The 26,471-nt window shown below is 69.5% G+C and carries 27 protein-coding genes; 19 read left to right on the plus strand and 8 right to left on the minus strand.

Going from position 1 to position 26,471, the window contains the following annotated elements; translation table 11 throughout:
• Positions 1–22 precede the first annotated feature (22 nt).
• From frr to rlmN, 3 genes are read left to right on the plus strand one after another with little or no spacing between them, the layout of a single operon-like run.
• Positions 23–580: a ribosome recycling factor gene (gene frr, locus CKW28_RS08175; protein WP_003927200.1), complete on the plus strand. Its 558-nt coding sequence runs from the start codon at positions 23–25 to the stop codon at positions 578–580.
• A gap of 23 nt (positions 581–603) precedes the next feature.
• Complete coding sequence (locus tag CKW28_RS08180; RefSeq protein WP_040547415.1) at positions 604–1,509, plus strand: phosphatidate cytidylyltransferase; 906 nt, start codon at positions 604–606, stop codon at positions 1,507–1,509.
• A gap of 49 nt (positions 1,510–1,558) precedes the next feature.
• Positions 1,559–2,653 (plus strand): dual-specificity RNA methyltransferase RlmN, encoded by a 1,095-nt coding sequence (gene rlmN / locus CKW28_RS08185; protein WP_003927198.1) that lies wholly within the window; start codon positions 1,559–1,561, stop codon positions 2,651–2,653.
• A 144-nt stretch (positions 2,654–2,797) separates the two neighbouring features.
• Here rlmN and CKW28_RS08190 read toward each other — a convergent pair whose 3' ends face one another.
• Both CKW28_RS08190 and CKW28_RS08195 read right to left on the minus strand, forming a co-directional pair.
• Entirely contained in the window at positions 2,798–3,244 is a 447-nt protein-coding gene (locus tag CKW28_RS08190) for a nuclear transport factor 2 family protein (protein WP_003927197.1), read from the minus strand.
• A complete protein-coding gene (locus CKW28_RS08195) occupies positions 3,241–4,731 on the minus strand; it encodes an aldehyde dehydrogenase family protein (RefSeq protein WP_040547413.1) in 1,491 nt (496 codons plus the stop codon). Before CKW28_RS08195 ends, CKW28_RS08190 begins: the two co-directional genes overlap by 4 nt.
• Positions 4,732–4,859: 128 nt before the next feature.
• Here CKW28_RS08195 and CKW28_RS08200 point away from each other — a divergent pair, with 128 nt between their 5' ends.
• Positions 4,860–6,053, plus strand: a complete 1,194-nt coding sequence (locus CKW28_RS08200; protein ID WP_003927195.1) for an acyl-CoA dehydrogenase family protein — start codon at positions 4,860–4,862, stop codon at positions 6,051–6,053.
• 14 nt (positions 6,054–6,067) lie between these two features.
• Here the strand turns inward: CKW28_RS08200 and CKW28_RS08205 are convergent, their stop codons facing one another.
• Positions 6,068–6,637 (minus strand): TetR/AcrR family transcriptional regulator, encoded by a 570-nt coding sequence (locus CKW28_RS08205; RefSeq protein ID WP_003927194.1) that lies wholly within the window; start codon positions 6,635–6,637, stop codon positions 6,068–6,070.
• Positions 6,638–6,731: 94 nt separating this feature from the next.
• Positions 6,732–7,301, minus strand: a complete 570-nt coding sequence (locus CKW28_RS08210; RefSeq protein ID WP_040547930.1) for a TetR/AcrR family transcriptional regulator — start codon at positions 7,299–7,301, stop codon at positions 6,732–6,734.
• An 87-nt stretch (positions 7,302–7,388) separates the two neighbouring features.
• Between CKW28_RS08210 and CKW28_RS08215 the strand changes: the two genes are divergently transcribed.
• From CKW28_RS08215 to CKW28_RS08225, 3 genes are all read left to right on the plus strand, one after another.
• Positions 7,389–8,645, plus strand: coding sequence for a cytochrome P450 (locus CKW28_RS08215; protein ID WP_003927192.1), 1,257 nt, complete (start codon positions 7,389–7,391; stop codon positions 8,643–8,645).
• Between the two features lie 17 nt (positions 8,646–8,662).
• On the plus strand, positions 8,663–8,854 hold the full coding sequence (locus tag CKW28_RS08220) for a ferredoxin (RefSeq protein ID WP_003927191.1): 192 nt from the start codon (positions 8,663–8,665) through the stop codon (positions 8,852–8,854).
• 103 nt (positions 8,855–8,957) lie between these two features.
• Positions 8,958–11,132, plus strand: coding sequence for a molybdopterin-dependent oxidoreductase (locus tag CKW28_RS08225; protein ID WP_003927190.1), 2,175 nt, complete (start codon positions 8,958–8,960; stop codon positions 11,130–11,132).
• Between the two features lie 20 nt (positions 11,133–11,152).
• On the opposite strand, the gene CKW28_RS08230 is transcribed toward CKW28_RS08225, so the two are convergent.
• Both CKW28_RS08230 and CKW28_RS08235 read right to left on the minus strand, forming a co-directional pair.
• A complete protein-coding gene (locus CKW28_RS08230) occupies positions 11,153–11,959 on the minus strand; it encodes a thioesterase family protein (protein ID WP_003927189.1) in 807 nt (268 codons plus the stop codon).
• Positions 11,956–12,783, minus strand: a complete 828-nt coding sequence (locus tag CKW28_RS08235) for an SMP-30/gluconolactonase/LRE family protein (protein WP_040547927.1) — start codon at positions 12,781–12,783, stop codon at positions 11,956–11,958. Before CKW28_RS08235 ends, CKW28_RS08230 begins: the two co-directional genes overlap by 4 nt.
• Positions 12,784–12,880: 97 nt before the next feature.
• Here CKW28_RS08235 and CKW28_RS08240 point away from each other — a divergent pair, with 97 nt between their 5' ends.
• The 7 genes from CKW28_RS08240 to CKW28_RS08270 are packed head-to-tail and all read left to right on the plus strand — an operon-like array spanning position 12,881 to position 19,789.
• Positions 12,881–13,561, plus strand: a complete 681-nt coding sequence (locus CKW28_RS08240) for a hypothetical protein (protein ID WP_003927187.1) — start codon at positions 12,881–12,883, stop codon at positions 13,559–13,561.
• Positions 13,558–14,799, plus strand: coding sequence for a cytochrome P450 (locus CKW28_RS08245; protein ID WP_003927186.1), 1,242 nt, complete (start codon positions 13,558–13,560; stop codon positions 14,797–14,799). The genes CKW28_RS08240 and CKW28_RS08245 overlap by 4 nt, the downstream gene beginning before the upstream one ends.
• Before the next feature lies 1 nt (position 14,800).
• A complete protein-coding gene (locus tag CKW28_RS08250; protein WP_003927185.1) occupies positions 14,801–15,769 on the plus strand; it encodes a zinc-binding dehydrogenase in 969 nt (322 codons plus the stop codon).
• 4 nt (positions 15,770–15,773) lie between these two features.
• Positions 15,774–16,580: an HpcH/HpaI aldolase family protein gene (locus CKW28_RS08255; protein WP_003927184.1), complete on the plus strand. Its 807-nt coding sequence runs from the start codon at positions 15,774–15,776 to the stop codon at positions 16,578–16,580.
• Between the two features lie 23 nt (positions 16,581–16,603).
• The gene (locus tag CKW28_RS08260; RefSeq protein ID WP_003927183.1) at positions 16,604–17,311 is read left to right on the plus strand and encodes an SDR family NAD(P)-dependent oxidoreductase; all 708 of its coding nucleotides are present in this window, start codon (positions 16,604–16,606) and stop codon (positions 17,309–17,311) included.
• Positions 17,312–17,324: 13 nt separating this feature from the next.
• Positions 17,325–18,833 (plus strand): flavin-containing monooxygenase, encoded by a 1,509-nt coding sequence (locus CKW28_RS08265; RefSeq protein WP_003927182.1) that lies wholly within the window; start codon positions 17,325–17,327, stop codon positions 18,831–18,833.
• The gene (locus CKW28_RS08270; RefSeq protein WP_003927181.1) at positions 18,830–19,789 is read left to right on the plus strand and encodes an alpha/beta hydrolase; all 960 of its coding nucleotides are present in this window, start codon (positions 18,830–18,832) and stop codon (positions 19,787–19,789) included. Before CKW28_RS08265 ends, CKW28_RS08270 begins: the two co-directional genes overlap by 4 nt.
• On the opposite strand, the gene CKW28_RS08275 is transcribed toward CKW28_RS08270, so the two are convergent.
• Entirely contained in the window at positions 19,782–20,462 is a 681-nt protein-coding gene (locus tag CKW28_RS08275) for a DUF427 domain-containing protein (RefSeq protein WP_003927180.1), read from the minus strand. The two genes, CKW28_RS08270 and CKW28_RS08275, sit on opposite strands and share 8 nt — an antisense overlap.
• Positions 20,463–20,741: 279 nt before the next feature.
• Between CKW28_RS08275 and CKW28_RS24295 the strand changes: the two genes are divergently transcribed.
• On the plus strand, positions 20,742–21,311 hold the full coding sequence (locus tag CKW28_RS24295) for a hypothetical protein (protein ID WP_131588066.1): 570 nt from the start codon (positions 20,742–20,744) through the stop codon (positions 21,309–21,311).
• Between the two features lie 70 nt (positions 21,312–21,381).
• Here the strand turns inward: CKW28_RS24295 and CKW28_RS08285 are convergent, their stop codons facing one another.
• Positions 21,382–21,636 carry a DUF2631 domain-containing protein gene (locus CKW28_RS08285; protein ID WP_003927178.1) on the minus strand — a complete coding sequence of 85 codons (255 nt, stop codon included), beginning with the start codon at positions 21,634–21,636 and terminating at the stop codon, positions 21,382–21,384.
• Between the two features lie 171 nt (positions 21,637–21,807).
• Here CKW28_RS08285 and dxr point away from each other — a divergent pair, with 171 nt between their 5' ends.
• The 4 genes from dxr (at position 21,808) to CKW28_RS08305 (ending at position 26,419) form a co-directional block, all read left to right on the plus strand.
• Positions 21,808–23,019, plus strand: a complete 1,212-nt coding sequence (gene dxr / locus CKW28_RS08290) for a 1-deoxy-D-xylulose-5-phosphate reductoisomerase (protein ID WP_435405821.1) — start codon at positions 21,808–21,810, stop codon at positions 23,017–23,019.
• Complete coding sequence (locus CKW28_RS08295; protein WP_003927176.1) at positions 23,016–24,251, plus strand: M50 family metallopeptidase; 1,236 nt, start codon at positions 23,016–23,018, stop codon at positions 24,249–24,251. Before dxr ends, CKW28_RS08295 begins: the two co-directional genes overlap by 4 nt.
• 7 nt (positions 24,252–24,258) lie before the next feature.
• On the plus strand, positions 24,259–25,443 hold the full coding sequence (ispG, locus tag CKW28_RS08300; protein ID WP_003927175.1) for a flavodoxin-dependent (E)-4-hydroxy-3-methylbut-2-enyl-diphosphate synthase: 1,185 nt from the start codon (positions 24,259–24,261) through the stop codon (positions 25,441–25,443).
• 121 nt (positions 25,444–25,564) lie between these two features.
• On the plus strand, positions 25,565–26,419 hold the full coding sequence (locus CKW28_RS08305) for a GNAT family N-acetyltransferase (RefSeq protein WP_003927174.1): 855 nt from the start codon (positions 25,565–25,567) through the stop codon (positions 26,417–26,419).
• Positions 26,420–26,471: the final 52 nt, after the last annotated feature.

Here is a 26,471-nt window from a genome sequence, read left to right on the forward strand (position 1 = left end):
GGAGCACACAAAAGGAGATGCCGTGATCGAGGAAACCCTCTTCGATGCCGAAGAGAAGATGGAGAAGGCCGTCGACGTGGCCCGTGACGACCTGGCCTCCATCCGGACCGGTCGCGCCAATCCGGGCATGTTCAGCCGGGTCTTGATCGACTACTACGGCACACCCACCCCGATCACCCAGTTGTCCAGCATCAACGTGCCGGAGGCGCGACTGGTGGTGATCAAGCCGTACGAGGCCAATCAGCTCCGCAACATCGAGGAGGCGATCCGCAACTCCGACCTCGGCCTGAACCCCACCAACGACGGCAACGTCATCCGGGTGGCGATTCCGCCGCTGACCGAGGAACGCCGCCGCGAACTGGTGAAGCAGGCCAAGGCCAAGGGGGAGGAGGCGAAGGTCTCCATCCGGGCGGTGCGGCGCAAGGCCATGGAGGAACTGCACCGGATCAAGAAGGACGGCGAAGCCGGCGAGGACGAGGTCGCGCGCGCTGAGAAGGACCTCGACAAGACCACTGCGCAGTACACCGGCCAGATCGACGAGCTGGTCAAGACCAAAGAGGGTGAGCTGCTCGAGGTGTAGAACCCGGGCGGCGCTGATGACATATGGGCGAAACTCAAGCTGTGCCCGCCGACGAGACCCAGAAGGTGGGCCGCGCGGGTCGTAACCTGCCGGCGGCGATCGCCGTCGGAGTCCTGCTCGGCGGCGGGCTGATCGCCGTCCTGGTGTGGGCCCCGTACGTGTGGCTCGGTGTGCTCGCGGTGGCGATCGCGATCGCCACCCGCGAGGTCACCGCCCGGCTGCGGGAAGCCGGCTATCAGATCCCGTTGGTGCCGCTGCTGCTCGGCGGTCAGGCCACCTTGTGGCTGACCTGGCCGTTCGGCGCCGCCGGAGCGTTGGGCGGATTCGCCGGCATGGTCGTGACCTGCATGATCTGGCGGCTCATCGCCCAGGGGCGGGCCGCGGCGCCGGTCCGCACGAGCGCCGACCCGGACCTGTCCGGACAGCCGGGGCCCACCAATTATCTGCGTGACATCGCCGCGACGATCTTCCTGGCCACCTGGGTGCCGCTGTTCGCCGGCTTCGGTGCGCTGCTGATCTATCCCGACGACGGGCCGGCGCGGGTGTTCAGCTTCATGCTGGCCGTGGTGTGCTCGGACATCGGCGGCTACACCGCCGGGGTGCTGTTCGGCAGACACCCGATGGTGCCGGCGATCAGCCCGAAGAAGTCCTGGGAGGGATTCGCCGGGTCGATGGTGTTCGGCACCACCGCGGCGGTGCTCGCGGTGGTGTTCCTGATGGACAAGCCGTGGTGGGCCGGCGCCGCGCTGGGCGTGCTGCTGGTGATCACCGCGACGTTGGGCGATCTGGTCGAGTCGCAGTTCAAGCGTGATCTGGGCATCAAGGACATGGGCAGCCTGCTGCCCGGCCACGGCGGCCTGATGGACCGCATCGACGGGATGCTGCCCTCGGCGGTGGCCACCTGGATCGTGCTCAGCCTGCTGGCCTGAGCCGCCCGGCCGGTCCGCTCGTTCGCGCCCCGGTGCCATACTGGCAGCAGTGTCCGCTTCGCTTCCCCTGGTTTTCGACGCCCCGCGCCGCGCCATGCCGCCGCGGCACCTCGCCGATCTCGACGAGGCGCAGCGCGCGACCGCCGTCGCGGACCTCGGGCTGCCCGCGTTCCGGGCGAAACAGCTGGCCAACCAGTACTACGGCCGGCTGGTCGCCGACCCGCAGCAGATGACCGATCTGCCCGCGGCGGTGCGCGACAGCGTCGCCGAGGCGCTGTTCCCGCGGCTGCTCGACCCGGTGCGGGAGATCGAATGCGACGCCGGGGAGACCCGCAAGACGCTGTGGCGGGCCGTCGACGGCACCACCTTCGAGTCGGTGTTGATGCGCTATCCGGACCGGCACACGCTGTGCATCTCCTCCCAGGCCGGGTGCGGGATGGCCTGTCCGTTCTGTGCCACCGGCCAGGGCGGGCTGAACCGCAACCTGTCCACCGCCGAGATCCTCGAACAGGTCCGCACCGCCGCGGCGCGGCTGCGGTCCGACGGGCAGCGGCTGTCCAACATCGTGTTCATGGGCATGGGGGAGCCGCTGGCCAACTACCGCCGGGTGCTGGCCGCGGTGCGCCGGATCACCGCGGCGCCGCCGCACGGGTTCGGGATCTCCGCCCGGTCCGTCACGGTGTCCACGGTGGGGTTGGCACCGGCGATCCGCAACCTGGCCGACGAACAGCTCGGCGTCACCCTGGCGGTGTCGTTGCACGCGCCCGACGACGAGCTGCGCGACACCCTGGTGCCGGTGAACACCCGCTGGAAGGTGCGTGAAGTCCTCGACGCCGCACGCTATTTCGCCGACACCACCGGGCGGCGGGTGTCGATCGAATACGCGTTGATCCGCGGTGTCAACGATCAGCCGTGGCGGGCCGATCTGCTCGGCAGGAAGCTGCACGGCGCGCTGGGGCCGTTGGTCCACGTCAACCTGATTCCGCTGAACCCGACCCCGGGCAGCGAATGGGATGCCAGCCCCAAACCTGTGGAACGCGAATTCGTCAGACGGGTCAGGGCGTGCGGGGTGCCGTGCACCGTGCGCGACACCCGGGGCCGCGAGATCGCCGCGGCCTGCGGTCAGCTCGCCGCCGACGGCTGAGCCGTCATATCAGACACCGACGGCTGAGCCGTCATATCAGACACCGACGGCTGAGCCGTCATATCAGACACCGACGGCTGAGCCGTCATATCAGACACCGACGGCTGAGCCGTCACATCAGGTGCGAGACGTGCGCTTCACGGGTCACGACTCGCCCGGGCGGTTGGCGAACCAGACGTTGTCCTCGCGCAGCCGGCGGCTGCGCCAGCCGTCGGGGGTGCGGACCAGCTCGTGGTGGTAGTACCCGCCGCAGGCGCTCATCTCCGACATCCCGGGCAGCTGCATCGGGTTGTAGAACATCGCCCGCACCGTCGCGGTATCCCCGTCGATCTCGGCCTCCACGTTGGTGATGTAGTGCATGCTCCACGGGATCGCCGCGAACCCGGCGGCCAGCCACTCGGCCACCTCGTCGCGGGAGCCGGCGACAGCCCCCGCCGAGGTGTAGTCGATGTGCGCGTCGGGGGTGAACACCGACCGGTACAGCTCCCAGTCCTTGCTGTCCACCGCCCGCGCGTACCTGGTCAGCAGGGCGTTGATCGCCAACTCGTCGGCGATCCGCCCGGCGTCCGTCCGATCGGTGTGCCCGGTCATTCCTGCGGGGGCATGCCGACGGTCTTGCTCTCCAGGTACTCCTTGAAGCCCTCTTCGCCGTTGCGGCGGCCCAGACCGCTCTGCTTGGTGCCGCCGAACGGGCTGTTGATGCCGAAGTGGCTGCGGCCGTTGATCGTCACGTTGCCGGTGCGCATCCGCTGCGCCACCCGGAACGCCCGGTCCACGTCGGCCGAGGACACCTCGCCGGACAGGCCGTAGATCGTGTTGTTGGCGATCTCGATCGCCTCGTCCTCGGTGTCGTACGGCGTCACGGTCAGCACCGGCCCGAAGATCTCCTCCTGGGCCACCTGCGAATTCGGATCGACATCGGCCAGCAGGGTGGGCTGGGTGTAGTACCCGACCGGCAGGTTCTCCGGGATGCCGCCGCCGAGGACCAGCCGCGCTCCGGAGTCCAGCCCGGACTTGATCAGGCCGAGCACCTTCTGCCGCTGGGCCTCGCTGATCTGCGGGCCCTGCATGTTGCCCGGGGTCCACGGGTCGCCCATCGGGAAGTTGGCCATCGCGCCCTTGAGGATCTCCAGACCCTCGTCGTAGCGGCTGCGCGGCAGCAGGATCCGGCTCGGTAGGATGCAGCTCTGCCCGGACATCACGCAGGCCATCATCGCGGCCAGCGGCAGCGACGCGTTGAGGTCGGCGTCGTCGAGCACGATGTGGGCGGACTTGCCGCCGAGCTCGAGCATCGTCTTCTTCACGGTGGGCGCGGCGGCGGCCAGGATGGCCCGGCCGGTCGCCGTCGACCCGGTGAAGGTGATCATGTCGACCCGGGGGTCGGCCGTCAGCGCGGCGCCCACCTCGTTGGCGTTGGACACCACCACGTTGAACACGCCGGGCGGGATGTCGGTGTGCTCGGCGACGATGCGGCCCAGCTCGGTACCCGACCACGGGGTCAGCTGGGCGGGTTTGAGCACCACCGTGTTGCCGGCCATCAACGCCGGCATGGTCTCGGCGATGTTGAGGTAGAACGGCACGTTCCACGGGGTGATCGCGCCGACCACACCCGTCGCCTCATAGACGATCTTGCGGTGCGCCGGGCCGAGCGGCGTGTCGTGCACACCGTTGTCGACGATGTACTGGAACGCCTTTCCGTGTTCGGCCCAGTGCCGCACCTCGTTGATCGGCTCGTCGATCTGGCTGCCGGTCACCGTGACGGGACAGCCGACCTCGGTGACCAGGATCCGCCGCAGCCGCTCCTTCTCGGCCTCCAGCGCCTCGGCGAGCTGGATCAGACAGTGGTGGCGGAACTCCACATCGCGTGACCAGTCGGTGGTGTCGAACGCGCGCCGCGCCGCGGCCACCGCGCGTTCCATGTCGGCCACGGTGCCGTCGGTGGCCTGACCGGCCACTTCCTCGTTGGCCGGATGGATCACGTCGAACTTGGCGCCGCTGCTCGTGTACTGCAACTCACCGTCGATGAGCATCCGCTCGTCGCCGGCCAACACCCCGGTCTCGTCCTGCACGCTCGTCATGACGACAGCTTTACAAATTCCGGCCTCAGTGTCAGCACTTTGGGCGTCCGCTCAAAAGATTTCCCACTTCCTGGGCGACGGCTGGGGTGTCTTTACAAAATCTCCATGAAGTGTCACGCTCAGCGGTTATGGACTTCTCGACCGTCGAGTTGAGCCCCGAGGATCAGCGGTTCCGGGCCGAGCTGCGCGACTTCCTCACCCGCCACGTCACCGCGGAGGTGATCCGGCGTGACCGGGAGACCGGAGACAACTTCGACGAGGGTGTGCACACCGCGCTCGGGGCGGCCGGATACCTCGAGAAGGACTTCCGGTCGGAAGCCGAGGGGGGATGGAACGCGCTGCGGCGGCGCATCTGGGAGTTGGAGATCGGCCGGGCGCACACCCCGTGGTTCCACTGGGGCACCACGGCGATGGTCGCGCAGAGCGTCGAGAAGTTCGGCACCCCGGAACTGCGGGACGAGGTGATCCCGGGTGTGCTCACCGGTGAGATCCGGCTCTGCCTGGGCTACACCGAACCCGAGGGCGGATCGGATGTGGCCACCTGCCGGACCCGTGCCGTGCGGGAGGCGGACGGATCGAGCTGGATCATCAACGGCGCCAAGATGTTCACTTCCAACGCCCACCACGCCCAGTACGTGTTCCTGCTGACCAACACCGATCCGGCGGCGCCCAAACACCAGAGCCTGACGATGTTCCTGGTTCCGCTGGACACCCCGGGCATCGAGATCGGGCCCATCCGCACCGTCGACGGGGACCGCACCAACATCGTCTACTACAGCGATGTGCGCGTCGACGACCACTACCGCATCGGCGAGGTCAACGGCGGCTGGACCGTGCTGCGCGAGGCGCTCAACGTCGAACACGGCACCGTCGAACGCGACTCACAGGGGTTGCAGAAGCTGGCCACCATGACCGAGCACGCGTTGCTGACAGCCGAGGGGCTGGACTGGGCGGTCGCGGTGGCCGCGTCGCCGGGACCGGACGGACGGCGACTGCTCGACGACGAGTCGGTGCAGTACCGCCTCGGCCGCAGCGTCGCCCGGCTGGAGGCCGCGCTGTCCACCCCCGCGGAATACGGGCGGGTCGCGATCGCCCAGATGATGCGGGACATCACCCCGGAGTTGATGGACGTGCTCGGCGCCGCATCCGCGCTGCCGGTCGACACCACCGGCGCCGCCGCCGACGGCGCCGTGGAGTACCTGTTCCGGCTGGCGTCGCCGGTCGCCATCTACGGCGGCACGGTGGAGGTGTTCCGCAACATGATCGCCCAGCATGCGCTGGGGCTGGGCAAACCGAGCTACGGCACGCCGGTCAAGAGGTGACGGTGCCGCAGTGATCAGCGCGCCGGTGCGGGTTCGCCGGCCGGCGCCTTGATCCCCACCGCGTGGCGCAGCTGGGCCAGGAACTGGTCGTCGTCGTCGCTGCGGACAATGTAGTGCGACACCGCCACCCGGATCGCCGTGGCCGCCTTCACCGCCCCGTTCGCGCCGGGCAGCAGCCGTTGCAGGCGGGCCCGCATCACCGGGATCACCTGCGACAACTGGGCGATCACCACCTCGGGCTCGATGTCGACCAGCCGCACCCCAGAGTATGAATGCTGATATTCGACGATGAATCGCAGTGCGGCGTCGAGCTTCTCGTTGCCCCGCAGACCCGCGGTCGCCTTGCTGATGCCGGTGTCGAACAGCTGCCGTTCGTAGGCGCCGAACGCGTCGAGCAGATCCTCTTTGGAAGCGAACCACCGGTACAGCGTCGGCCGAGACACCCCGGCCTGGAGCGCCACCTCGGACAGGCTGAGTTTCCGCTTCCCGGCGCGGCTGAGCACCTCGGCGGTCGCCTCCAGGATGCGATGCCGCGTCGATGCCTCCTCCTCCGGCGCGGCCTGCTGGTCTGTTGGTTGGTTCACTGCTGCAGCCCTAATATTCGTCGGGGTGATTGTCCCACTGCCACTGTAGAGGCCCCTCCGTGCCGCCGCCCCCTGCGGCGTGATCAGGCCGACATTACGGATTCCGGCGCGGCTGTAACGGCGTTTTCGCCGAAACCGCGCCGGGTGCGATCGGCAGCCCCACCGCGTGTCGCAGCTGGGCCAGGAAGTCCCCGGCGTCGTCGCTCTGCACCAGGTAGTGCGACACCGCGACCCGCACCGCGGTGGCCGCGGCCGCCGAGGCGGTCGGGCCGGTGCACAGCCGTTCCAGCCGATCCCGCATCACCGGCAGGATGGCCGACAATCTGCCGATCAGGTGGGCGGGCTCGATGTCGACCATGCGCAGACCGGGATAGGACTGCTGATACTCGACGATCACCCGCAGCACTGCATCGAGCCGCTCCTCGGCCGGCAGTCCCGCGGTGGCCTCGGCCAACGCCCGTTCGTACATCTGCCGCTCCCACTGCGCGAACGCGTCGAGCAGTTCCTCCTTCCCGGAGAACCAGCGGTACAGGGTGGGGCGGGACACCCCGGCCTGCTGCGCCACGTCCGACAGGCTCAGCTTGGTCATCCCGGCGCGGCCGAGCACCTCGGCGGTGGCGGTCAGGATCCGTTCCCGAGCTGACGCGGCGATTCGGTCAGGCATCTTCAAACCTTTACAAAAAATCGTCGAAGTGTCACGCTTCGGAGGGCGAATTCGCCTATATTCGGCAGGCGGTCAGGAGGGAGCCCAATGACGGTCGCCAGCACACCGGAGACCCGCGAACACAGTCCGCACGACATCTCGTCCCGCGACTTCTGGAGCCGGCCGTTCGCGGTGCGCGACGAGACGTTCGCCAAGCTGCGCGCCACCGACGGGGTGACCTGGCACGCACCGCTGCCGACGATCTTCGACAAGGTCGAGCCCGGATTCTGGGCGATCACCCGGCGGGCCGACATCTGTCACGTCAGCCAGCATCCGGAGCTGTTCACCTCCACCCAGGGGGTGGCGCTGGACCCGATGCCGGCCGAACTGCAGCAGATCGCCACCTTCTTCCTGATGATGGATCCGCCGCAGCACACCGTGTACCGGCGGTTGATCAGTTCGGCGTTCACCCCGCGCAACGTGCGCCGCATCGAAGAACAGATCCACGCCAACGCGGTCGCCATCGTCGACGACCTGATCGGCGCCGGGAACATCGATTTCGTCAAGGCGTGTTCGGCGCGGCTGCCGATGCTGACCATCTGCGACATGCTCGGGGTGCCGCGGTCCGATCACGAGGCGGTCGCCGCGGCCGCGGAGAAGCTGTTCTCCATGAGCGACGACGAGTACAGCTCGCTGGAGGAGCGCGCCGCCGACACCGTCAACGAGATGCTGCTGCTGTCCAACACCGGCATCGAACTGGCCAAGTTCCGCCGCAAGAACCCCGGCGACGATCTGATGACCAGCATCGTCAACGCCGAGGTGGACGGCCACCGCCTGACCGACGAGGAGATCGGCGCCTTCATGATCCTGCTCTCCTCGGCGGGCAACGACACCACCAAACAGACCACCACCCACGCGCTGATGGCGCTGGCCGCCCACCCCGAGCAGCGGGACTGGTTGATGGCCGATTTCGACAACCGGATCGGCCCCGCCATCGAGGAGTTCGTTCGCTACGCCACCCCGGTGCTGCAGTTCGCCCGGTTCGCGACCGCCGACACCGAGATCGCCGGGCAGCCCATCAAGGCCGGTGACAAACTCGGCCTGTTCTACTGCTCGGCGAACCGCGACGAGTCGGTGTTCGACGATCCGCACGCCTTCAACCTGCAACGGATGCCCAACCCGCACGTCGGGTTCGGCGGCGGCGGACCACATTTCTGTCTGGGCAACCAGCTGGCCAAGAGTGAGCTGCGAAACCTGTTCCGGGAACTGCTGACCCGGCTGCGTACCATCGAGTTCGGTGAACCGGAGTACCTGCTGAGCAGCTTCGTGCACGGCATCAAACGGGTTCCGGCGTACGTGCAATAGCCTGCGATAGGACGGATATGCGAGTCGAGGTCGATCTGACGGTCTGCACCGGCCACGGCATCTGCGAGGCGATCGCCGACGATGTGTTCGAGGTCGGCGACGACGGGATGGTGCGGATCATCGAGCCGGAACGCCCGGAGTCCGACCGGGAGCGGATGCAGCAGGCCGTCACCCAGTGCCCGGCCGCGGCGTTACGGCTCGTCGACTGAGATCCTGCCGGGGGAACGGATTCGGAGCGTCCCGGTGTCGGGAGATCCCAGCCGCGAACATCTGGTGACGCCCTGCAGTCGGCCGACGAACACCGGAGGGCACATGGCAACCGAGCAGCGTGTCACCTACTGCCGCATCTGTGAACCGTTGTGCGGGTTGATCGCCACCGTCGAGGACGGGCGACTGCAGTCGCTGCGGCCCGATCCGGACCACCCGCTGTCGCGCGGCCGGGCTTGCCCGAAGGGCATCGCCTTCACCGAGGTGCAGAACGATCCGGACCGGGTGCTGTATCCGCTGCGCCGGCGTGCCGACGGCGAATTCGAACGGGTCGGCTGGGACGAGGCGCTCGACGACATCGCCGCCCGGCTGACCGCGATCCGCGACCGCCACGGCGGCGGCGCGATCGGCCAGTACTTCGGAAACCCGGTGGCGTTCGGGTACGCGACCGCGCTGTGGTCCGGGATGTTCGTCGCCCGGCTCGGTTCCAGGCATCAGTACTCGTCCGGTTCCCAGGACATCAACAGCCGGTTCGTGGCGAGCAAGCTGCTCTACGGTGCGGCCAGCCAGATCCCGTTCCCGGATCTGCCGCGCACCGACTTCCTGTTCATGCTCGGCGCCAATCCGTTCGTCTCCCACGGCAGCGCGCTGCGCGCCCCGCGGATCAAGGACGACCTCACCGACATCACCCGCCGCGGCGGGCGGGTCGTGGTGGTCGATCCGCGCCGCACCGAGACCGCGCGGGCCTTCGAACACATCGCGGTGCGGCCGGACTCCGATGCCTGGCTGCTGTTGTCGATGCTGCAGGTGATCTTCGCCGAGGGGCTGGAGGACACCGCCGCGATCGCGCGGCAGACCACCGGCTGTTCGACGCTCCGGGGTCTGGTTGCCGGGTTCCCGCCGGAGGCGACGGCCGCACGCACCGGTGTGCCGGCCGACGTGGTGCGTTCGCTGGCAAGGGATTTCGCGGCGGCGCCGACCGCGGCCGCCTACGGGCGGACCGGCGCCTGCCTGGGCCGGCACGGCACCCTGGTGAGCTTCTTGCTCGACGCGCTGAGCATCGTCACCGGAAACCTGGACCGCGAGGGCGGTCTGCTGATGGCGCATGCGGTGATCCCGTTCGAGGAACTCGGCGAGCGCACCGGCCGGCTCACCTACGGCACCGAGCGGTCGAGGATCGGCGGCCTGCCGGAGGTGATCAGCACATTCCCGGCGGCGCTGATGGCCGACGAGATCAACACCCCGGGCGACGGGCAGCTGCGGGCGTTGTTCGTCACCGCCGGGAACCCGGTGCTCACCGTGCCCAACGGGCCCGCGCTGGAGAAGGTGCTGGGCAAGCTCGATCTGATTGTCTCACTGGACTTCTACGTCACCGAGACGAACCGGCACGCCCACTACGTGCTGCCGGCGACCACCTTCCTGGAACGCGATGACTACCCCTATGGGTTCGCCGCCAACTGTCCGACGGTGTTCATCCAGTCCGCCGAACCGGTGGTGGGGGCCTACGGCGAGGCCCGTAACGAATGGGAGGTGTTCGACGAGCTGGCCCGCCGAATGGGGTTGTCGCTGTTCGCCACCGGGCCGCTGGAACGTCTCAACCCGGTGCTGGCCTGGCTGGACCGGCGCGGTGTCGGCCGGCTGACCCCACGGCGGCTGATGGAGCTGCTGCTGCGGCTCGGCCCGTACGGCGATCGGTTCGGACTGCGGCGCGGTGGGCTGAACCCGCGGCGGCTGCGGGAGAATCCGCACGGCATCGTGGTGGCCGACCGGGTGCCGACCGGGGTGCTCGGCAAGGTGGTGCGCCACCGCGGCGGCAGGGTGTGCCTCGCCCCGGACGAGGTCGTCGCCGAGGTGCACCGGTTGGGGCAACGCCATCCGGACGATCCGGCCTATCCGCTGCTGGCGATCGGCATGCGGGAGATGCGGTCGCAGAACACCTGGATGCACAACAGCCCCACGCTGATGAAAGGGGACCGGCGGCACCGCGCCCGCATCCATCCGGCCGACGCCGCCGCTGCCGGCGTCACCCACGGGGGACCGGTTCGGATCGAATCACCCTACGGGGCAATCGAAACCGAGGCGTTGTGCACAGACGAGATGACGCCCGGCACGGTGGCGATCCCGCACGGCTGGGGCCACAACGGGGGCTGGCGGCTGGCCAACCGGCTGGCCGGCGCCAACGTCAACGAACTGACCTCCAATGACAGCGCCGACCTGGAACGCCTGGCGGGGATGTCGGTGCTCAACGGGGTGCCGGTCCGGCTGGTCCCGGTCGGCTAGCGCCGCCGCCGGCCGGTCGGCTAACGCCGCCGGACCAGGACCGACTGCTGGATCGCGCCGACCGCGCCGGACTCGTCGAACAGCGTGCCGATCGTGGTGCCCACCCCGTCGGGGCCGTAGCTGGTCTCGGCACGGATCCCGATCCACTCGCCGTCCGGAACCCGGTGCACATGCACCACCAGATCGGTGTTGAGGAAGGTCCAGTTGCGGATGTCGATCTTGCTGCCGATCCCGTTGGCGTCGTCGGCCACCGCGAACAACCGCTCCAGCTGCGACATCTGCTCGCCCTTGACGATGTCCACGGTCGGCCGCAACCAGGACTCCCCGGGGCTCTCCTGCAGCGGACGGGTCAGCCACCGCCACTGGACGCTGTGCAGATAGTTGGTGTCCCAATCCTGCACGTAGCCGGGGTCGCGGCCCTCCGACACCGGACGCAGCGGCGGCGCCGAGGCGCTCACCAGTTCACGGGTGTCGGTCTGCTGCATCCGCCATCCGCTGGCCCGGGCCACCGGCCGCGGGGTACCGTCCGGCCCGGCGGCGAGCATCTCGGCGCTGACCAGTTCGATCTGCCGGCCGGGGCGCTCCAGCCGGGAGCGCACCCAGCAGTCGCCGTCGGCCGGCACCGGTCCCAGCAGGTCGATCATCACCCGGCTCAGTCGGGTGTCGTCGCGCTGTTCGCAGCGTTGCAGTGACCGCACCAGCAGCGCCGAGACCGGGGCCGCGTGCTGCATGGTGGCGCCCCAGGTGCTGCGCACCAGATCGGTGGGGGCGAAACGTTCGCCGGCCGGATCGTCGGCGTCGAGGAGCTCGTAATAGCAGTCGCTCACGGCAGACCGGCCCCCGCAACGTCGACCTTGACCACATCCAGTCGCGCCGACTGGGTGCCGATCAACCGCTTCGGGTAGGCGTCGGTGGTCGACAGCAAGAACAGCAGGTTGCGTCCCGGTCCGCCGAGCGCGCAGGCGATCGCGGCGCGGCCGCCGATGTCGATGCGGTCGGTCACCTCGCCACCGGGCAGAATCCGGTCGAATCGGTGCGCCAGCGTCATCGACGTCCACACCGCCCCGGCGGCGTCGAGCGCGATACCGTCGGGCGGCCCGTCCAGCCCGTCGGCGAACACCTCCCGGTCGGTCAGCGTGCCGTCGGCGGCGATGCGGTAGGAGGTCAGCCGCCGCCCGATCGACTCGGCGACGATCAACGTGCTGCGGTCCTCGGTGATCACCATGCCGTTGGGAAAGTCCAGGTCCTCGGCCACCACCGTCACCGGGTCATCGGGGTCGTCGGGATCCACCCGCACGATCACCCCACCCGAATAGGCCTGGGAGCCGACGTAGGCGCGGCCCGCGTCGTCGACCACCATGTCGCCCAGGTTGTCCGGCGCGAACGCACTGAGATCGGCGATGGTGGTGACGGTTTCGCCGTCATAGCGCAGTACGCAGCGCGCTTCGGTGGAGGCGATCAACAGTGAGCCGTCCGGCCGGAATCCCAGCCCGGACGGGGCGTGGCCGGGCAGCGGCAGAGTGGTCATCGATCCGTTCAGGTCGACGGTGTGCACTGCCTCGCCCAGCATGTCGGAGAACCACAGCAGTCCCTCGAACCAGCGCGGACCCTCGCCGAAGCAGAACCCCTTGGCCAGCGGGGTGGGATTCAGCACGGCGCATCGCCTCCCGGTGCTTTACAAAACATCGCTCAAGTGTCACGCTCCGTACTGCGTGTGTCAACGACTGGCACCGGCGGAAAGTGACGGCATGCTCTATCTGCACGAGACGATCGCCCTCGGTTCGGGTCGCAGCGACCAGTTCGTCGAGGCGTTCGACGACATCTACCACCCGATGATGTCCGAGTTGGGTGCGCGGCTGTTCGCGATCTGGGAGACCACGCCCTACAACGGACACCGGCCCCAGGCCACCGTCATCTGGGAGACCGACGGCTACCGCGACTACGCCCGGATCGGGGCGGCGCAGGCCCGCGGCGGCAGCCACGCGGAACCGGCGCGGCGGTGGGCGGATTACCTGGCGACGATCGGCGCCTCGGGGGAGGGGCGGATCATGTACCCGGCCGCCCAGAACAAACCGCTGGCCCGGTTGCAGGAGGCCGGCTTCACCGCGGGACTGGTCATCCAGGAGATCATGCAGACCAAGCCCGGGCGGCAGGCCGACTACATCCGTGAACTCGAACGGCTCTACGTGCCCTGGTCGGAGCGCACCGGCAAACGGTGGCTCGGCTCGTTCATCACCACGTTCCGCTACAACGAGGTCATCCACTACTGGGCGCTCGACGGCGAATGGGAGACCTTCGCCGAGCACTACCCGTCGTTCGGACCCGAACCCGATCCCGAGCTGATCACCTGGATGCGGGTGGCGCCGGCGCTCCGCGACGGTTGGGAGGATTCGGTTCTGGCCGCGCTACCCCCCTCACCGCTGCAATGACCGTCAGTCACGAGACCTTCAGCCACGAGACCTTCAGCTACGACCCGTTCGATCCGGACGTCATGGCCGACCCGCTGCCGTACTACCGGGTGCTGCGGGACCGCCATCCGGTGTACCACGTGGCGAAGTGGGACACCTACGCGCTGTCCCGGTTCGAGGACATCTGGCAGGTGCTCGAGGTCAACGACGGCACCTTCGTCGCCTCCGAGGGCACCCTGCCGCCGGCAACCACACTGGCCCGGCACAATTCCGGTCCGGTGCCGGATCCTCCGCTGCAGCCGCTGCCGTTCCACGCGGTGTTCGACGCGCCGCTCTACAACAGCGTCCGGCGGACCCACAGTGCACCGTTCCGGCCTCGGTCGGTGGCCGGGATGCGCGACCGGATCCGGGAACTGGCCACCGAACGGCTCGACGCGTTGCTGCCGCGCGGCACCTTCGACCTCACCCAGGAGTACGCCGGTGTGGTCGCCGCCGCCATGGTGTGCGATCTGCTCGGTGTGCCGACAAAGCTGGCGCCCGACGTGCTGGCCACGGTCAACGCCGGCAGCCTGCCGCAGCAGGACAAGGGTGTCGACACCGCCGCCGCCCGCCCGGGATACCTGGAATACCTCGTCCCGGTCGTGCAGCGCCGGCGCGCCGAGGACGCCGACGGGTCACTGCCGATCGTCGACGGGTTGATCCGCTACCGGTTGCCGGACGGCCGGGCGCTCGACGATGTCGAGGTCGCCACCCAGATGCTGTGCGTGTTCATCGGCGGCACCGAGACCGTCCCCAAGATCGTCGCCCACGGGCTGTGGGAACTGGCCGACCGGCCCGATCAACTGGCCGCGGTGCGCGCCGATCCGGACACCGCGGTTCCGCAGGCGCGCGAGGAGATGATCCGGTACTGCGCACCGGCACAATGGTTCGCCCGCACCCTGCGCAAGCCCTACACCCTGCACGGCGTCACCATGCGGCCGGGCCAACGGATCATCACCCTGCTCGCGTCGGCCAACCGCGACGAACGCGAATTCGACCGCCCCGACGAATTCCGCTGGAATCGGCCGATTCCGCGCACCCTGGCGTTCGGCCGGGGGCAACACTTCTGCCTCGGTTTCCACCTCGCCCGCCTGGAGATCGACGTCATGGTCACCGAATGGCTGCGCCGGGTCCCGGAGTACCGGATCCGCGCCGAGGACGCCTACCGGCCGCCGTCGAGTTTCCAGTGGGGCTGGAGCGTCGTCCCGGTGGAGGTGTGACATGTGGGCCTATCGCCTCACCGCGCCGTACCGTTTCGACCGGATCGAGGTGCCCGAACCGGATCCGGACGGGCTGCGCGACGGTCAGGTGCTGTTGCGGTTCCTCGCCGCCGGGGTGTGCGGCAGCGATCTGCCCGGATTCCGCGGCACCCAGGGCCGGCTCCCGGGTGACACCGGTGTGAGCACCTGTGAGATACCCGGTTTCCCGATCCACGAGATCGCCGGGGAGGTCATCGCCAGCCGGCACCCGCAGCACCATCCCGGCGACCGCGTGGTCGGGTGGGCGTCGGGTTTCGACGGGCTGCAGGCCCGGGTGACGGCCGACGGGGACGGGCTGGCCCGCTACGACGCCGCGCTGGAACCGCGCCACGCGGTCGCGTTGCAACCGCTGGCCTGTGTGCTCTACGCCGTCGAACAACTCGGGGATCTGACCGGCCGGCGGGTCGCGGTCATCGGGCAGGGGTCGATCGGGCTGCTGTTCTCCTACGTCGCCAAGGCCGCCGGCGCCGCCCACGTCACCGGGGTGGACCCGGTGGACCGCGAACTCGTCGGCAAGGAGTTCGGCGTCGACACCGTGGTGCGCGCCACCAGCGACAGGTGGATACGCCACCTCGGCGCCGACGACCGTGCCGACGTCGTGATCGAGGCTGTCGGCCATCAGGTCGCCACCCTCAACCACGCGATCGAGGCGACCGCGTTCGGCGGCACGGTGTTCTACTTCGGGGTGCCCGACGACGACAGCTACCCGATCAACATGCGGGCGATGCTGCGCAACAACCTCACCCTGAAATCCGGTGTCACCCTGGACCGCCGGCGGATGCTGGCCCGCGCCGACGCCTTCGCCCGCGAGCATTCCGATCTGCTCACCCGGTATCTGACCCACACCTTCGGGGCCGACGAGGCGCAGGCCGCGTTCGAACTGGCCTGCCGTCCGGCGCCGGAGCGCATCAAGATCGCGATCGTCGGGTGATCCGATGACAGCCGGCCGATTCCATCAGGCGCTGACCGCCAAACCGCAGCTGTGGGGCGGGTGGATCACCGGGCCCACCGCGCTCGGCCCGGAGGAGTTCGCCCGCGCCGGTTACGACTACATCGGTTTCGACACCCAACACGGCTACCTCGACGACGCCGATGTGGCCACGCTGCTGCGCCGGTTGCAGCAGGTGCCGATCGCGACCGCGGTGCGGCTGCCGTCGGCGGCGCCCGCACCGATCGGACGGGTCCTCGACGCCGGCGCCGACGCGGTGATCATCGCGATGGTCGAGACCGCACAACAGGCCGCCGAGGCGGTGGCCGCCACCCGGTATCCGCCGTCGGGGGTGCGTAGTTTCGGTCCGCTGCGATCCGACCTCGGCCACGATCCGACGGTCCTGCAGGACCGGGTGGCGGTCTTCGCGATGGTGGAGACCATCCGCGGGGTGCGGAACATCGCCGAGATCTGCGCCGTGCCCGGGCTTTCCGGCATCTACGTCGGTCCCGCCGATCTGTCGCTGTCGATGGGCCACGGACCCGGCGGCGCCGGGCGGGTGACCGAGGTGGACGACACGATCGACCGGATCCAGCAGGCCGCCGCGTCGGCGGGTCTGGTCACCGGAATCCACGCCGGCGACGGTGCCGCTGGGCGCGCCATGGCCGCACGCGGTTTCCGGGTCATCACGCTGGCCTCCGAAGGGCAGGCGTTACGCCGCGGCGCCGCAGCGCATCTGGCGGAGGCGACCGCGCCCCGCGACGACCTGCCGGAGACCTCGACGACACCGGGTTCATCGGGGAGGTACCACTGAACACCACCGAACGCGTCGCGCTGGTGACCGGCGCCGCCCGCGGGCAGGGCTCCGCCATCGTGCGCCGGCTGTTGCAGGACGGATACCGGGTCGCCGCCTGCGATGTGCTCGTCGACGAACTGCACGGGTCGGTGGCGGACCTCGACGGCGATACGGTGCTGCCCCTCGCGCTGGACGTCACCTCCGCACCGCAATGGGCCGACGCCGTCGCCGCCACCGTCGGGAGATTCGGCGCCCTGAGCGCCCTGATCAACAACGCCGGGGTGCTGCACCGCGCCGCGCTCCCCGACGAGACCGCGGAGGGGTTCGAACGCAGTTGGCGGGTCAACTGTCTCGGTCCGTTCCTGGGAATCCGGGCCGCCCTCGACCCGTTGCGGCACGCCCACAACGCATCGGTGGTCAACACCTGCAGCACCGGCGCCCTGCGCGCGTTCCCCAACCACGCGGCCTACGGATCATCGAAATGGGCGCTGCGGGGGCTGACCCAGATCGCCGCCGCCGAACTCGCCGCGGCCGGGATCCGGGTCAACGCCGTACTGCCGGGACCGGTGGCCACCCCGATGCTCGACGACGCCACCCAGCGGCGGCTGGCGGCCACCATGGCCGCCGGCCGGCTGGGCCGGCCCACCGAGGTCGCCGACGCGGTCGCCTTCCTCGTCTCCGAACAGGCCTCGTTCATCACCGGCTCGGAACTCGTCGTCGACGGCGGCCAGAGCCTGACGATCGGATAACGCGGGAGCGAATATGGCCAGGAACCTCTCGGTCGGCATCATCGGCGCCGGCCCCGGCGGCATCGCACTGGGAATCTTCCTGCGACGAGCGGGATTCACCGACTTCACCATCTTCGACCGGGAGGACGGCGTCGGCGGCACCTGGCGGATCAACACCTATCCCGGCCTGGCCTGTGATGTGAAGTCCCATCTGTACTCCTACTCCTTCGAACTGAACTCCGAGTGGACCCGGCTGTGGCCGGCGCAGCCGGAGATCCTGCGGTACTTCGAGCGGTGCGCGCAGCGGCACCGGCTCGGCCCGCATCTGCGGCTCAACACCGAGATCACCTCGGCGCGGTGGAATCCGACCAGCCGGCAGTGGATGTTGACCACCGGCGCCGGGGAGCAACACAACTTCGACGTCGTGGTGTCGGCGGTGGGCATGTTCACCCGGCCGGTCATGCCGGATCTGGTCGAGGAGGAACCGTTCACCGGAACCCTGATGCACTCGGCCCGCTGGGACCACGGCATCGACCTGCACGGCAAACGCATCGCGGTGCTGGGCACCGGATCCACCGCATCGCAACTGATCCCGGAACTGGCCAAGATCGCCGACAGGGTGTACTCGGTGCAGCGGTCGCCGACCTGGATCCTGCCCAAACCGGACCGGCCGTACTCCGACCGCGAGCGGTGGGTCTTCCGCCATGTGCCGTTCGCGAAGCGGATCTACCGCACCCGGTTGTGGTTGCGCAGCGAGGCCAACATCTCGGTGATCGAGGACGGTAGCGAGAAGACCGAGGAATTCAAGGCCATCGCGCTGAAGATGCTGGAAGCCACCGTTCCCGACGAGGAGATGCGCCGCAGACTCACCCCGGACCATCCGCTGGGATGTAAGCGGCTGGTGTTCTCCTCGGACTATCTGGCCGCGCTGATGCGTCCCAACGTCGAGGTGGTGTCCAGCCCGGCGCGCGCACTGCGGGGAGACACCCTGATCACCGAGGACGGCACCGAACGGCGGGTCGACGTGGTGGTGTGCGCGACCGGATACGCCGCCGCGGACTATCTCGGCCAGATCGAGGTGGTCGGGGAGCGGCAGCGGTCCCTGCGCGAGGTGTGGCGCGACGGCGCCTACGCCTACCTGGGGATGACCGTGCCCGGATTCCCGAACTTCTTCATGCTCTACGGTCCGAACACCAACGTCGGTTCCAACAGCGTCCTCTTCATCCTCGAGGCGCAGGCCCGCTACGTCGTGAAGGCCCTCAAACGGCTGCGCCGCCGGGACACCTCCTACATCGCGGTCCGCCCGGACACCGCCGCCGCGTTTCTCGCCAAGGTCGATCAGTGGATGCAGGGCAAGGTGTGGTCGACCCAGTGCAACAACTACTTCCGCGCACCCAACGGCCGGGTCGTCACCCAGTGGCCACGCAGCGCACGTGCGTTCTGGGCGATGACCCGCCGATTCCGGTCCGCCGACTACCTGTTCGAGCCGGCCCCCGACATGTCGGAGGTGTCCGCGGACGCCCGACCGGTGGCCAGCCGGTGAACCCGCCCGAAGCGGGGCAGCGGCTGGCTCCCGAGCTGCGCCACCTGTGGGGCACCCGCACCGACCTGACGGCGGATCTGCTGCCCACGGTGCGCGCGGTTCTCGACGACCGCCGCCGGGCCACCGCGGCAGCCGTGGACACCGGCGGCGTGCACATCGACGACCGCGAAATCCATTGCGGCACCGGACCGATCGAAATCCGGATCTACCGCGGACGCCGCGGGGTGGCACCGGCGGTGCTGTACTGCCACGCCGGGGCCTTCGTGCTGGGCAACCTCGACACCGATCACCGTCAGTGTGTGGAACTCGCCCGGCGCGCCGAATGCACGGTGGTGTCGGTGGACTACCGGCTGGCGCCCGAGCACCCGTGGCCGGCCGCCGTCGACGATGCCACCGCGGTGCTGAGCTGGCTGGCCGGCAACGCCACCGCCCTCGACGTCGATCCGGCGCGGTTGGCGGTGGCGGGCAGCAGTGCCGGTGGTGCATTGGCCGCCGGGCTGGCCCAGCGGTCCGGCCGGAACGGTCTGCCGCAGCTGGTGTTTCAGCTGTTGCACCAGCCGGCTCTGGACGATCGGGTCACCCCGTCGAAGGCGGAGTTCTGCACCACCCCGGGTTTCGACGGTCCGGCGTGCGACCAGATGTGGCGGCATTACCTGGCCGGCGCCGCGCCGACCGCGGCCGCGGCGCCCGGCCGTGCCGACGACCTGACCGGCGCGCCACCGGCTTTCATCAGTTGCTCGGAGCTGGACCCGCTGCGCGACGAGGCGCTCGACTATGCGGCGCGGCTGCTGCGCTGCGGTGTGCCCACCGAGCTGCATCTGTTTCCCGGCACCTGCCACGGCTTCGATTCGCTTCTGCCAGAATGGGAGCTCAGCCGGCAGCTGTTCGCACTGCAGGCCGCGGCGGTGCGCCGGGCGTTCACCACCGCCGAGTACCCGGCCGGTCAGGTCAACTGAGGCCCGGCAGTTCGGCGGTCATCTGCACCCGGGTGTCGTCGAAACTGAGATACCCCTTGATCGGCAGGCTCTCCGGCCGCGGATCCTCATAGCTCCACGCCACATCCTCGACCACGGTGTCGCCGATGACCGCGGCCCAGTACGTCGCATGACCCTTGTAGTTGCAGTACGACGAGGTGTCGGTCCGGCGCAGCAGGTCGGTGCGGACCAGTTCGGGCGCGACGTACAGGCGCGGGGCCAGGGACGTCTCGAACACGATCACGGTCTCGGTGGTGTCGACCAGCACGGTGCCCTCGACGGCCACCCGCAGCGCGCGTCGGGTCGGGTGGCAGTCCACCCGGTGGTACGGGTTGGGCGGGTAGTGCACCAACCGCCGTCCCTCCTCGACCCACGCCTCGACCGCATCCCACGGCACCTGGACGTATCCCGGGGCCGCGGGTTCGGGCCGTTGCGGCAGATCGCCCACCACGTCCGCCGGGAAGGCGTACGACAGCGGGCGGTCGCGGCGGTGCACCAGCAGCGCCCGCTCGGTGTCGATCACCGCGCGGCCGTCCCGGACGCCCTGGATGCGGCGCGGATGCGGTTCGACGAAGACCACCTCGTCAGGGATCGGCGGGGTGAACCAGCCGGCGGGATCCGCGCCGAGCGGACCGTGTCCGGCGGTCAGGCTCACGACGGTGCTCCGGTGGCGGTCGTCCCGGCCGGGGATGCGGGGTTGAGCATCGGGTTGCCGTCCTTCCGTGAGGCCTGCGGATCTCGACACCTACGTTACAGTCCCGGCGGCAAATGTAACGGGAATGCACAGCCGGACCCGCCGCGGGCGGGCGAAAACCGCACCGGGCCTTTGCAGATCGAGGCAAAAATGTCACGCTGTGATGTGAGTCGCGCCATAGCGATCGCGGCGGCACGTGATGATCCGCTCACGTGCCCGAGGACCCGAATGGAGCTGCATATGGCGACCCCGTCCCTGCGTGCCGATGACGTGCCTCAACGGGTGCTGCCGGACCCGCAGTCGATCCCGGCCGGGCGGGCGTTGAAGTACCGCCTCGACGTCCTGGCGATCGATTCCGCGGAGGTCGCCGGGACCATCGGCGGCTGGGTGTTCGACCGGGCGATGGCCGGCTGGGAGGTCAACGTCCTACTCGCCGAACCCGATTGCGGTCAACCGCTGCGCATCCTGGGGGCCCGGGCCGGTGTGCTGGCGGGCGGGGCGGATGCGGTGTTCGCCGAAGCGGCGGCCGGGTTGGCGGTCTCGGCGGCCCTGATGGCCGCGCATCCGCATCTGGTCGACGACGTGCGCCGGACCACCCGGGCCGGTCGCACCGAGGTCGTCGTATGGGGCGGCGCCGAGTTGGCCGGCCCCGTCGACCGGGTGCACTACCGGCCGAGCGCGGCGGCCCGGGTCTTCAAACGTCACGCCCTGACCGCCGCCGGGCGGCCGGACGCCGTGATCGGCGATGTGGAAGACATGTTCCGGGGCGGCCACCGGCCGGTGGACTCCGATCTTCTCCCGGTCGATTAGCGGCCACCGAAGGCGAACCCGGACCGGCCGGACGGCGGATCGGCCTACCGGCCGGCCGACGCGGGCCGGATCAGCGCAGCAGGCCGCGGCGACGCAGCCACCAGTCGCGGCCCACGAACAGCAGCACCAGCGCGGCGAAGCCGATCAGGTAGAGGTCCTCGACCCGGCCGTTGTGGTTGCCGTGCAACATCGCCAGCAGGAAGAGCGCGGCGAGCACCCCGCCGAACTGCAGCGCACGCGGGTTCTGCTTGGACCAGCCCCACTCCGCGGACGGCACTTCCTCGACGTCCACGTCGTTGCGTCGTTCGACCTCGGTTGTCGCCACAGCTTCTCCTCACAATGAGTCCCGGCAGCTGGCCTCATTCTGGCATACGACACCTTGTCGTATCCGTCCGGTCCACGCCGCCGACCCGCCGGCCGCACGCCCCGGCGCGGGCCGGGCGGCACGCGGCACAATGGTGCGGTGACTACTTCCGGTGGTGCTGCTGCCGAGGCGCTGCGAGGTCCCTTGCGAGGTGACGAGAAAACCGGCCGGCTGCGGGTGTTGATCCTGGGCAGCACCGGCTCGATCGGCACCCAGGCGCTGGAGGTCATCGCCGCCAATCCGGACCGCTTCGAGGTGGTGGGGCTGGCGGCCGGCGGCGGGAATCCGGAGCTGCTGGCCCGCCAGCGCGCCGAGACCGGGGTGCGCAACATCGCCGTGGCCGATCCGGCGGCCGCCGACCGACTCGACGACGTGACGTTCGCCGGTCCGGACGCGGCCACCCGGCTGGTGCACGCCGCGGCCGAGACCACCGGAGTGGACGTGGTGCTCAACGCGCTGGTCGGTGCGTTGGGCCTGGAACCCACGCTGGCGGCGCTGGACACCGGGGCCCGGCTCGCACTGGCCAACAAGGAGTCGCTGGTGGCAGGCGGTTCGCTGGTGCTCAAGGCCGCCGGGCCCGGGCAGATCGTCCCGGTGGACTCCGAACACTCGGCCATGGCGCAGTGCCTGCGCGGCGGCAGCCCCGACGAGGTCGCCCGGATCGTGCTCACCGCCTCCGGCGGGCCGTTCCGCGGCTGGACCGCCGAACAACTCGAGACCGTCACCCCGGAACAGGCCGGCGCCCACCCGACCTGGTCCATGGGGCCGATGAACACCCTCAACTCGGCGTCACTGGTCAACAAGGGGCTCGAACTCATCGAGACCCATCTGCTGTTCGGCATCGACTACGACCGCATCGACGTCGTCGTGCACCCGCAGTCGATCGTGCACTCGATGGTGACGTTCACCGACGGCTCCACCCTGGCGCAGGCCAGCCCACCCGATATGAAACTGCCCATCGCACTGGCGCTGAGCTGGCCGGACCGGGTGCCCGGCGCGGCGCCGGCCTGCGACTTCAGCACCGCCTCCACCTGGACGTTCGAACCCGTCGACAACGAGGTCTTCCCCGCCGTGGAACTGGCCCGGCAGGCCGGGGAGCGGGGCGGTTGCCTGACCGCGGTGTACAACGCCGCCAACGAGGAGGCCGCCGCGGCGTTCCTGGCCGGGCGGATCCGGTTCCCGGCGATCGTGCGGATCGTGGCCGAGGTGCTGCGCGCTGCCGACGCCTGGGCGGCCGAACCCGCTACCGTGGACGACGTACTCGAAGCGCAGCGCTGGGCCCGCACCGTGGCAAGACACGCGGTGGACCGGTCGCTCGACGGAAAAGGTCTGCTCACCACATGATGTTTGCTATCGGCGTCGCACTGTTCGCGCTGGCCATCCTGGTGTCGGTGGCGTTGCACGAATGCGGTCACATGTGGGTGGCGCGGGCCACCGGGATGAAGGTGCGCCGTTACTTCGTCGGGTTCGGGCCGACCCTGTGGTCGACCCACCGGCCCAACCGGCTGGGATCCACCGAATACGGGATCAAGGCGGTCCCGCTGGGCGGCTTCTGCGACATCGCCGGCATGACCGCGATCGACGAGTTGAAACCCGATGAGCAGCCGTACGCGATGTACCGGCAGAAGACCTGGAAACGGGTCGCGGTGCTGTTCGCCGGGCCGGGGATGAACTTCGTCATCGGGCTGGTGCTCATCTACGCCATCGCGGTGATCTGGGGGCTGCCCACCCTGAATCCGCCGACGACCGCCGTCGTCGGCGAGACCTCTTGTGTGGCAGCCGAAGTCCGTCAAGGCGAGCTGAGCGAGTGCAGCGGACCCGGACCGGCCGCGCTGGCCGGCATCCAGCCCGGCGACGTGATCGTGAAGGTCGGCGACGCCGAGGTCGCCGACTTCACCGAGATGGCCACCGCGGTACGGCAACACCGCGGCCCCACCGAACTGACCGTGCAGCGCACCGTCGACGGCGTGACCACGGAGTTCACCACCGTCGTCGACGTCACGCCCACACAGCGGTTCACCGCCGGCGAGGACGGCGAGCCGGTTCCCGCCGAGGTGGGCGCCATCGGTGTCACCGCCGCACAGTTCGGCCCCACCCAGTACAACGTGCTGTCCGCGGTGCCGGCCACCTTCACGTTCACCGGCGAGCTGGCCGTCGAACTGGGCAAGGCGCTGGCGAAGATCCCGACCAAGGTCGGCGCGCTGGTGGCGTCGATCACCGGTGACGAACGCGATCCGGAGACCCCGATCAGCGTGGTGGGCGCCAGCATCATCGGCGGCGACACCGTCAACCACGGGCTGTGGGTGGCGTTCTGGTTCTTCCTGGCCCAGCTCAACTTCGTGCTCGGCGCGATCAACCTGGTCCCGCTGCTGCCGTTCGACGGCGGGCACATCGCGATCGCCACCTACGAGAAGATCCGCAACATGATCCGCTCGGCCCGCGGCCTGACCGCGGCGGCGCCGGTCAACTATCTCAAGCTGATGCCCGCGACGTACGTAATCTTGGTGGTGGTGGCCGGCTACATGCTGCTGACCGTCACCGCCGACCTGGTCAATCCGATCAGGTTGTTCCAATAGGAGAGAAATGACTTCGATCGGCCTGGGGATGCCCGCAGTCGGGTCCGGGGGACCCGCGCCGGTGCTGGCACCCCGTCGGAAGACCCGGCAGTTGATGGTCTGCGACGTCGGCGTGGGCAGTGATCACCCGATCTCGGTGCAGTCGATGTGCACCACCAAGACCCACGACGTGAACGCGACCCTGCAGCAGATCGCCGAACTCACCGCCGCCGGCTGCGACATCGTCCGGGTGGCCTGCCCCCGGCAGGAGGACGCCGACGCCCTGCCCGCGATCGCCGCGAAGTCCAAGATCCCGGTGATCGCCGACATCCACTTCCAGCCCAAGTACATCTTCGCCGCGATCGACGCCGGTTGCGCGGCGGTGCGGGTCAACCCGGGCAACATCAAGGAGTTCGACGGCCGAGTCAAGGAGGTCGCCAAGGCCGCCGGGGACGCCGGCATCCCGATCCGCATCGGGGTGAACGCCGGATCGCTGGACAAGCGGTTCATGCAGAAGTACGGCAAGGCCACCCCGGAGGCGCTGGTCGAATCGGCGCTGTGGGAGGCGTCGCTGTTCGAGGAGCACGGCTTCGGCGACATCAAGATCAGCGTCAAGCACAGCGATCCCGTGGTGATGGTGCAGGCCTACGAGATGCTCGCCGAACAGTGCGACTATCCGCTGCACCTCGGCGTCACCGAGGCCGGGCCGGCGTTCCAGGGCACCATCAAGTCCGCGGTCGCATTCGGCGCGCTGCTGAGCAGGGGCATCGGGGACACCATCCGGGTGTCGCTGTCGGCGCCACCGGTGGAGGAGGTCAAGGTCGGCGTCCAGATCCTGGAGTCGCTGAACCTGCGGCCGCGCGGCCTGGAGATCGTGTCCTGCCCGTCCTGCGGGCGCGCCCAGGTCGATGTGTACACGCTGGCCAACGAGGTCACCGCGGGGCTGGAGGGCCTCGACGTCCCGCTGCGGGTCGCGGTGATGGGGTGCGTGGTGAACGGCCCGGGCGAGGCCCGCGAGGCCGACCTCGGGGTGGCCTCCGGCAACGGCAAGGGACAGATCTTCGTCAAGGGCGAGGTCATCAAGACCGTGCCGGAATCGCAGATCGTGGAGACCCTCATCGAGGAGGCGATGCGGATCGCCGCCGAGATGGGCTCCGGAGACGGGGAGTCCGGGCCAGAGTCCAGCGGTTCTCCGATTGTCACCGTAAGCTGAACATGACCCTGTGAGCGGGATCACGGTCGCGGGTCCGGCCGGCCGGCGGCAAGCCCCGGCCGTGTGCAGCCCGAGATCCCCCAGCAACCGGGAACCTCGCGGTTCCCCGAAGGAAGTGGCCATGTCGGCTCCGCCGGTGTTTCGTCTCGCCGACGAGCGGCGTGTTTCGCTGGTGCGTGACCCGGTCGCGGTGCGTGCCGTGCTCGACGAGGACCCGGTCGCGTCGTGCATGGTGGCCGCCCGGGTGGCCGAGCACGGCGTCGATCCCGCCGCGATCGGCGGCGAGTTGTGGACCCGACGCCGGGTCGATGAGGCGTTGTGCTTCGCCGGGGCCAACCTCATTCCGCTGCGTGGCCGGCTCGACGATCTGCACGCCTTCGCCGACAAGGCCGTGGGGCAGCCGCGGCGCTGCTCCTCACTGGTCGGCCGGGCCGAACTGGTGCTGCCGATGTGGCAGCGCCTGGAATCCGGCTGGGGGCCGGCCCGCGACGTCCGCGACGAGCAACCGCTGATGGCGCTGAGCACCGAGCCGTGTTGCCCGATCGACCCGGCGGTGCGGCCGGTGCGAATGGAGGAGCTCGACGCCTACCTGGTGGCCGCCATCGACATGTTCATCGGGGAGGTGGGCATCGACCCCCGCCTCGGTGACGGCGGCCGCGGATACCGGCGGCGGGTCGCCGGGCTGATCGCCGCCGGGCGGGCCTGGGCCAGGTTCGAACGCGGTGAGGTGGTGTTCAAGGCCGAGGTCGGTTCGCAGTCCCCGGCGGTCGGCCAGATCCAGGGGGTCTGGGTTCATCCGGACTGGCGTGGCCGTGGGCTGGGCTCCGCCGGGACCGCGACGCTGGCGTCCGCGGTGGTGCGCGGCGGCCGCATCGCCAGCCTGTATGTCAACAGCTTCAACACCGTCGCCCGCGCCACCTACGCGCGGGTCGGTTTCCAGACGGTCGGCACGTTCGCCACCGTGCTGCTGGATTGACGAGATTGATCCGCCCCGGTTTCGCCGGGGACACCCCTGCGGCCGGCAGACG

This window comes from Mycolicibacterium thermoresistibile, assembly GCF_900187065.1.
GTDB lineage: Bacteria > Actinomycetota > Actinomycetes > Mycobacteriales > Mycobacteriaceae > Mycobacterium > Mycobacterium thermoresistibile.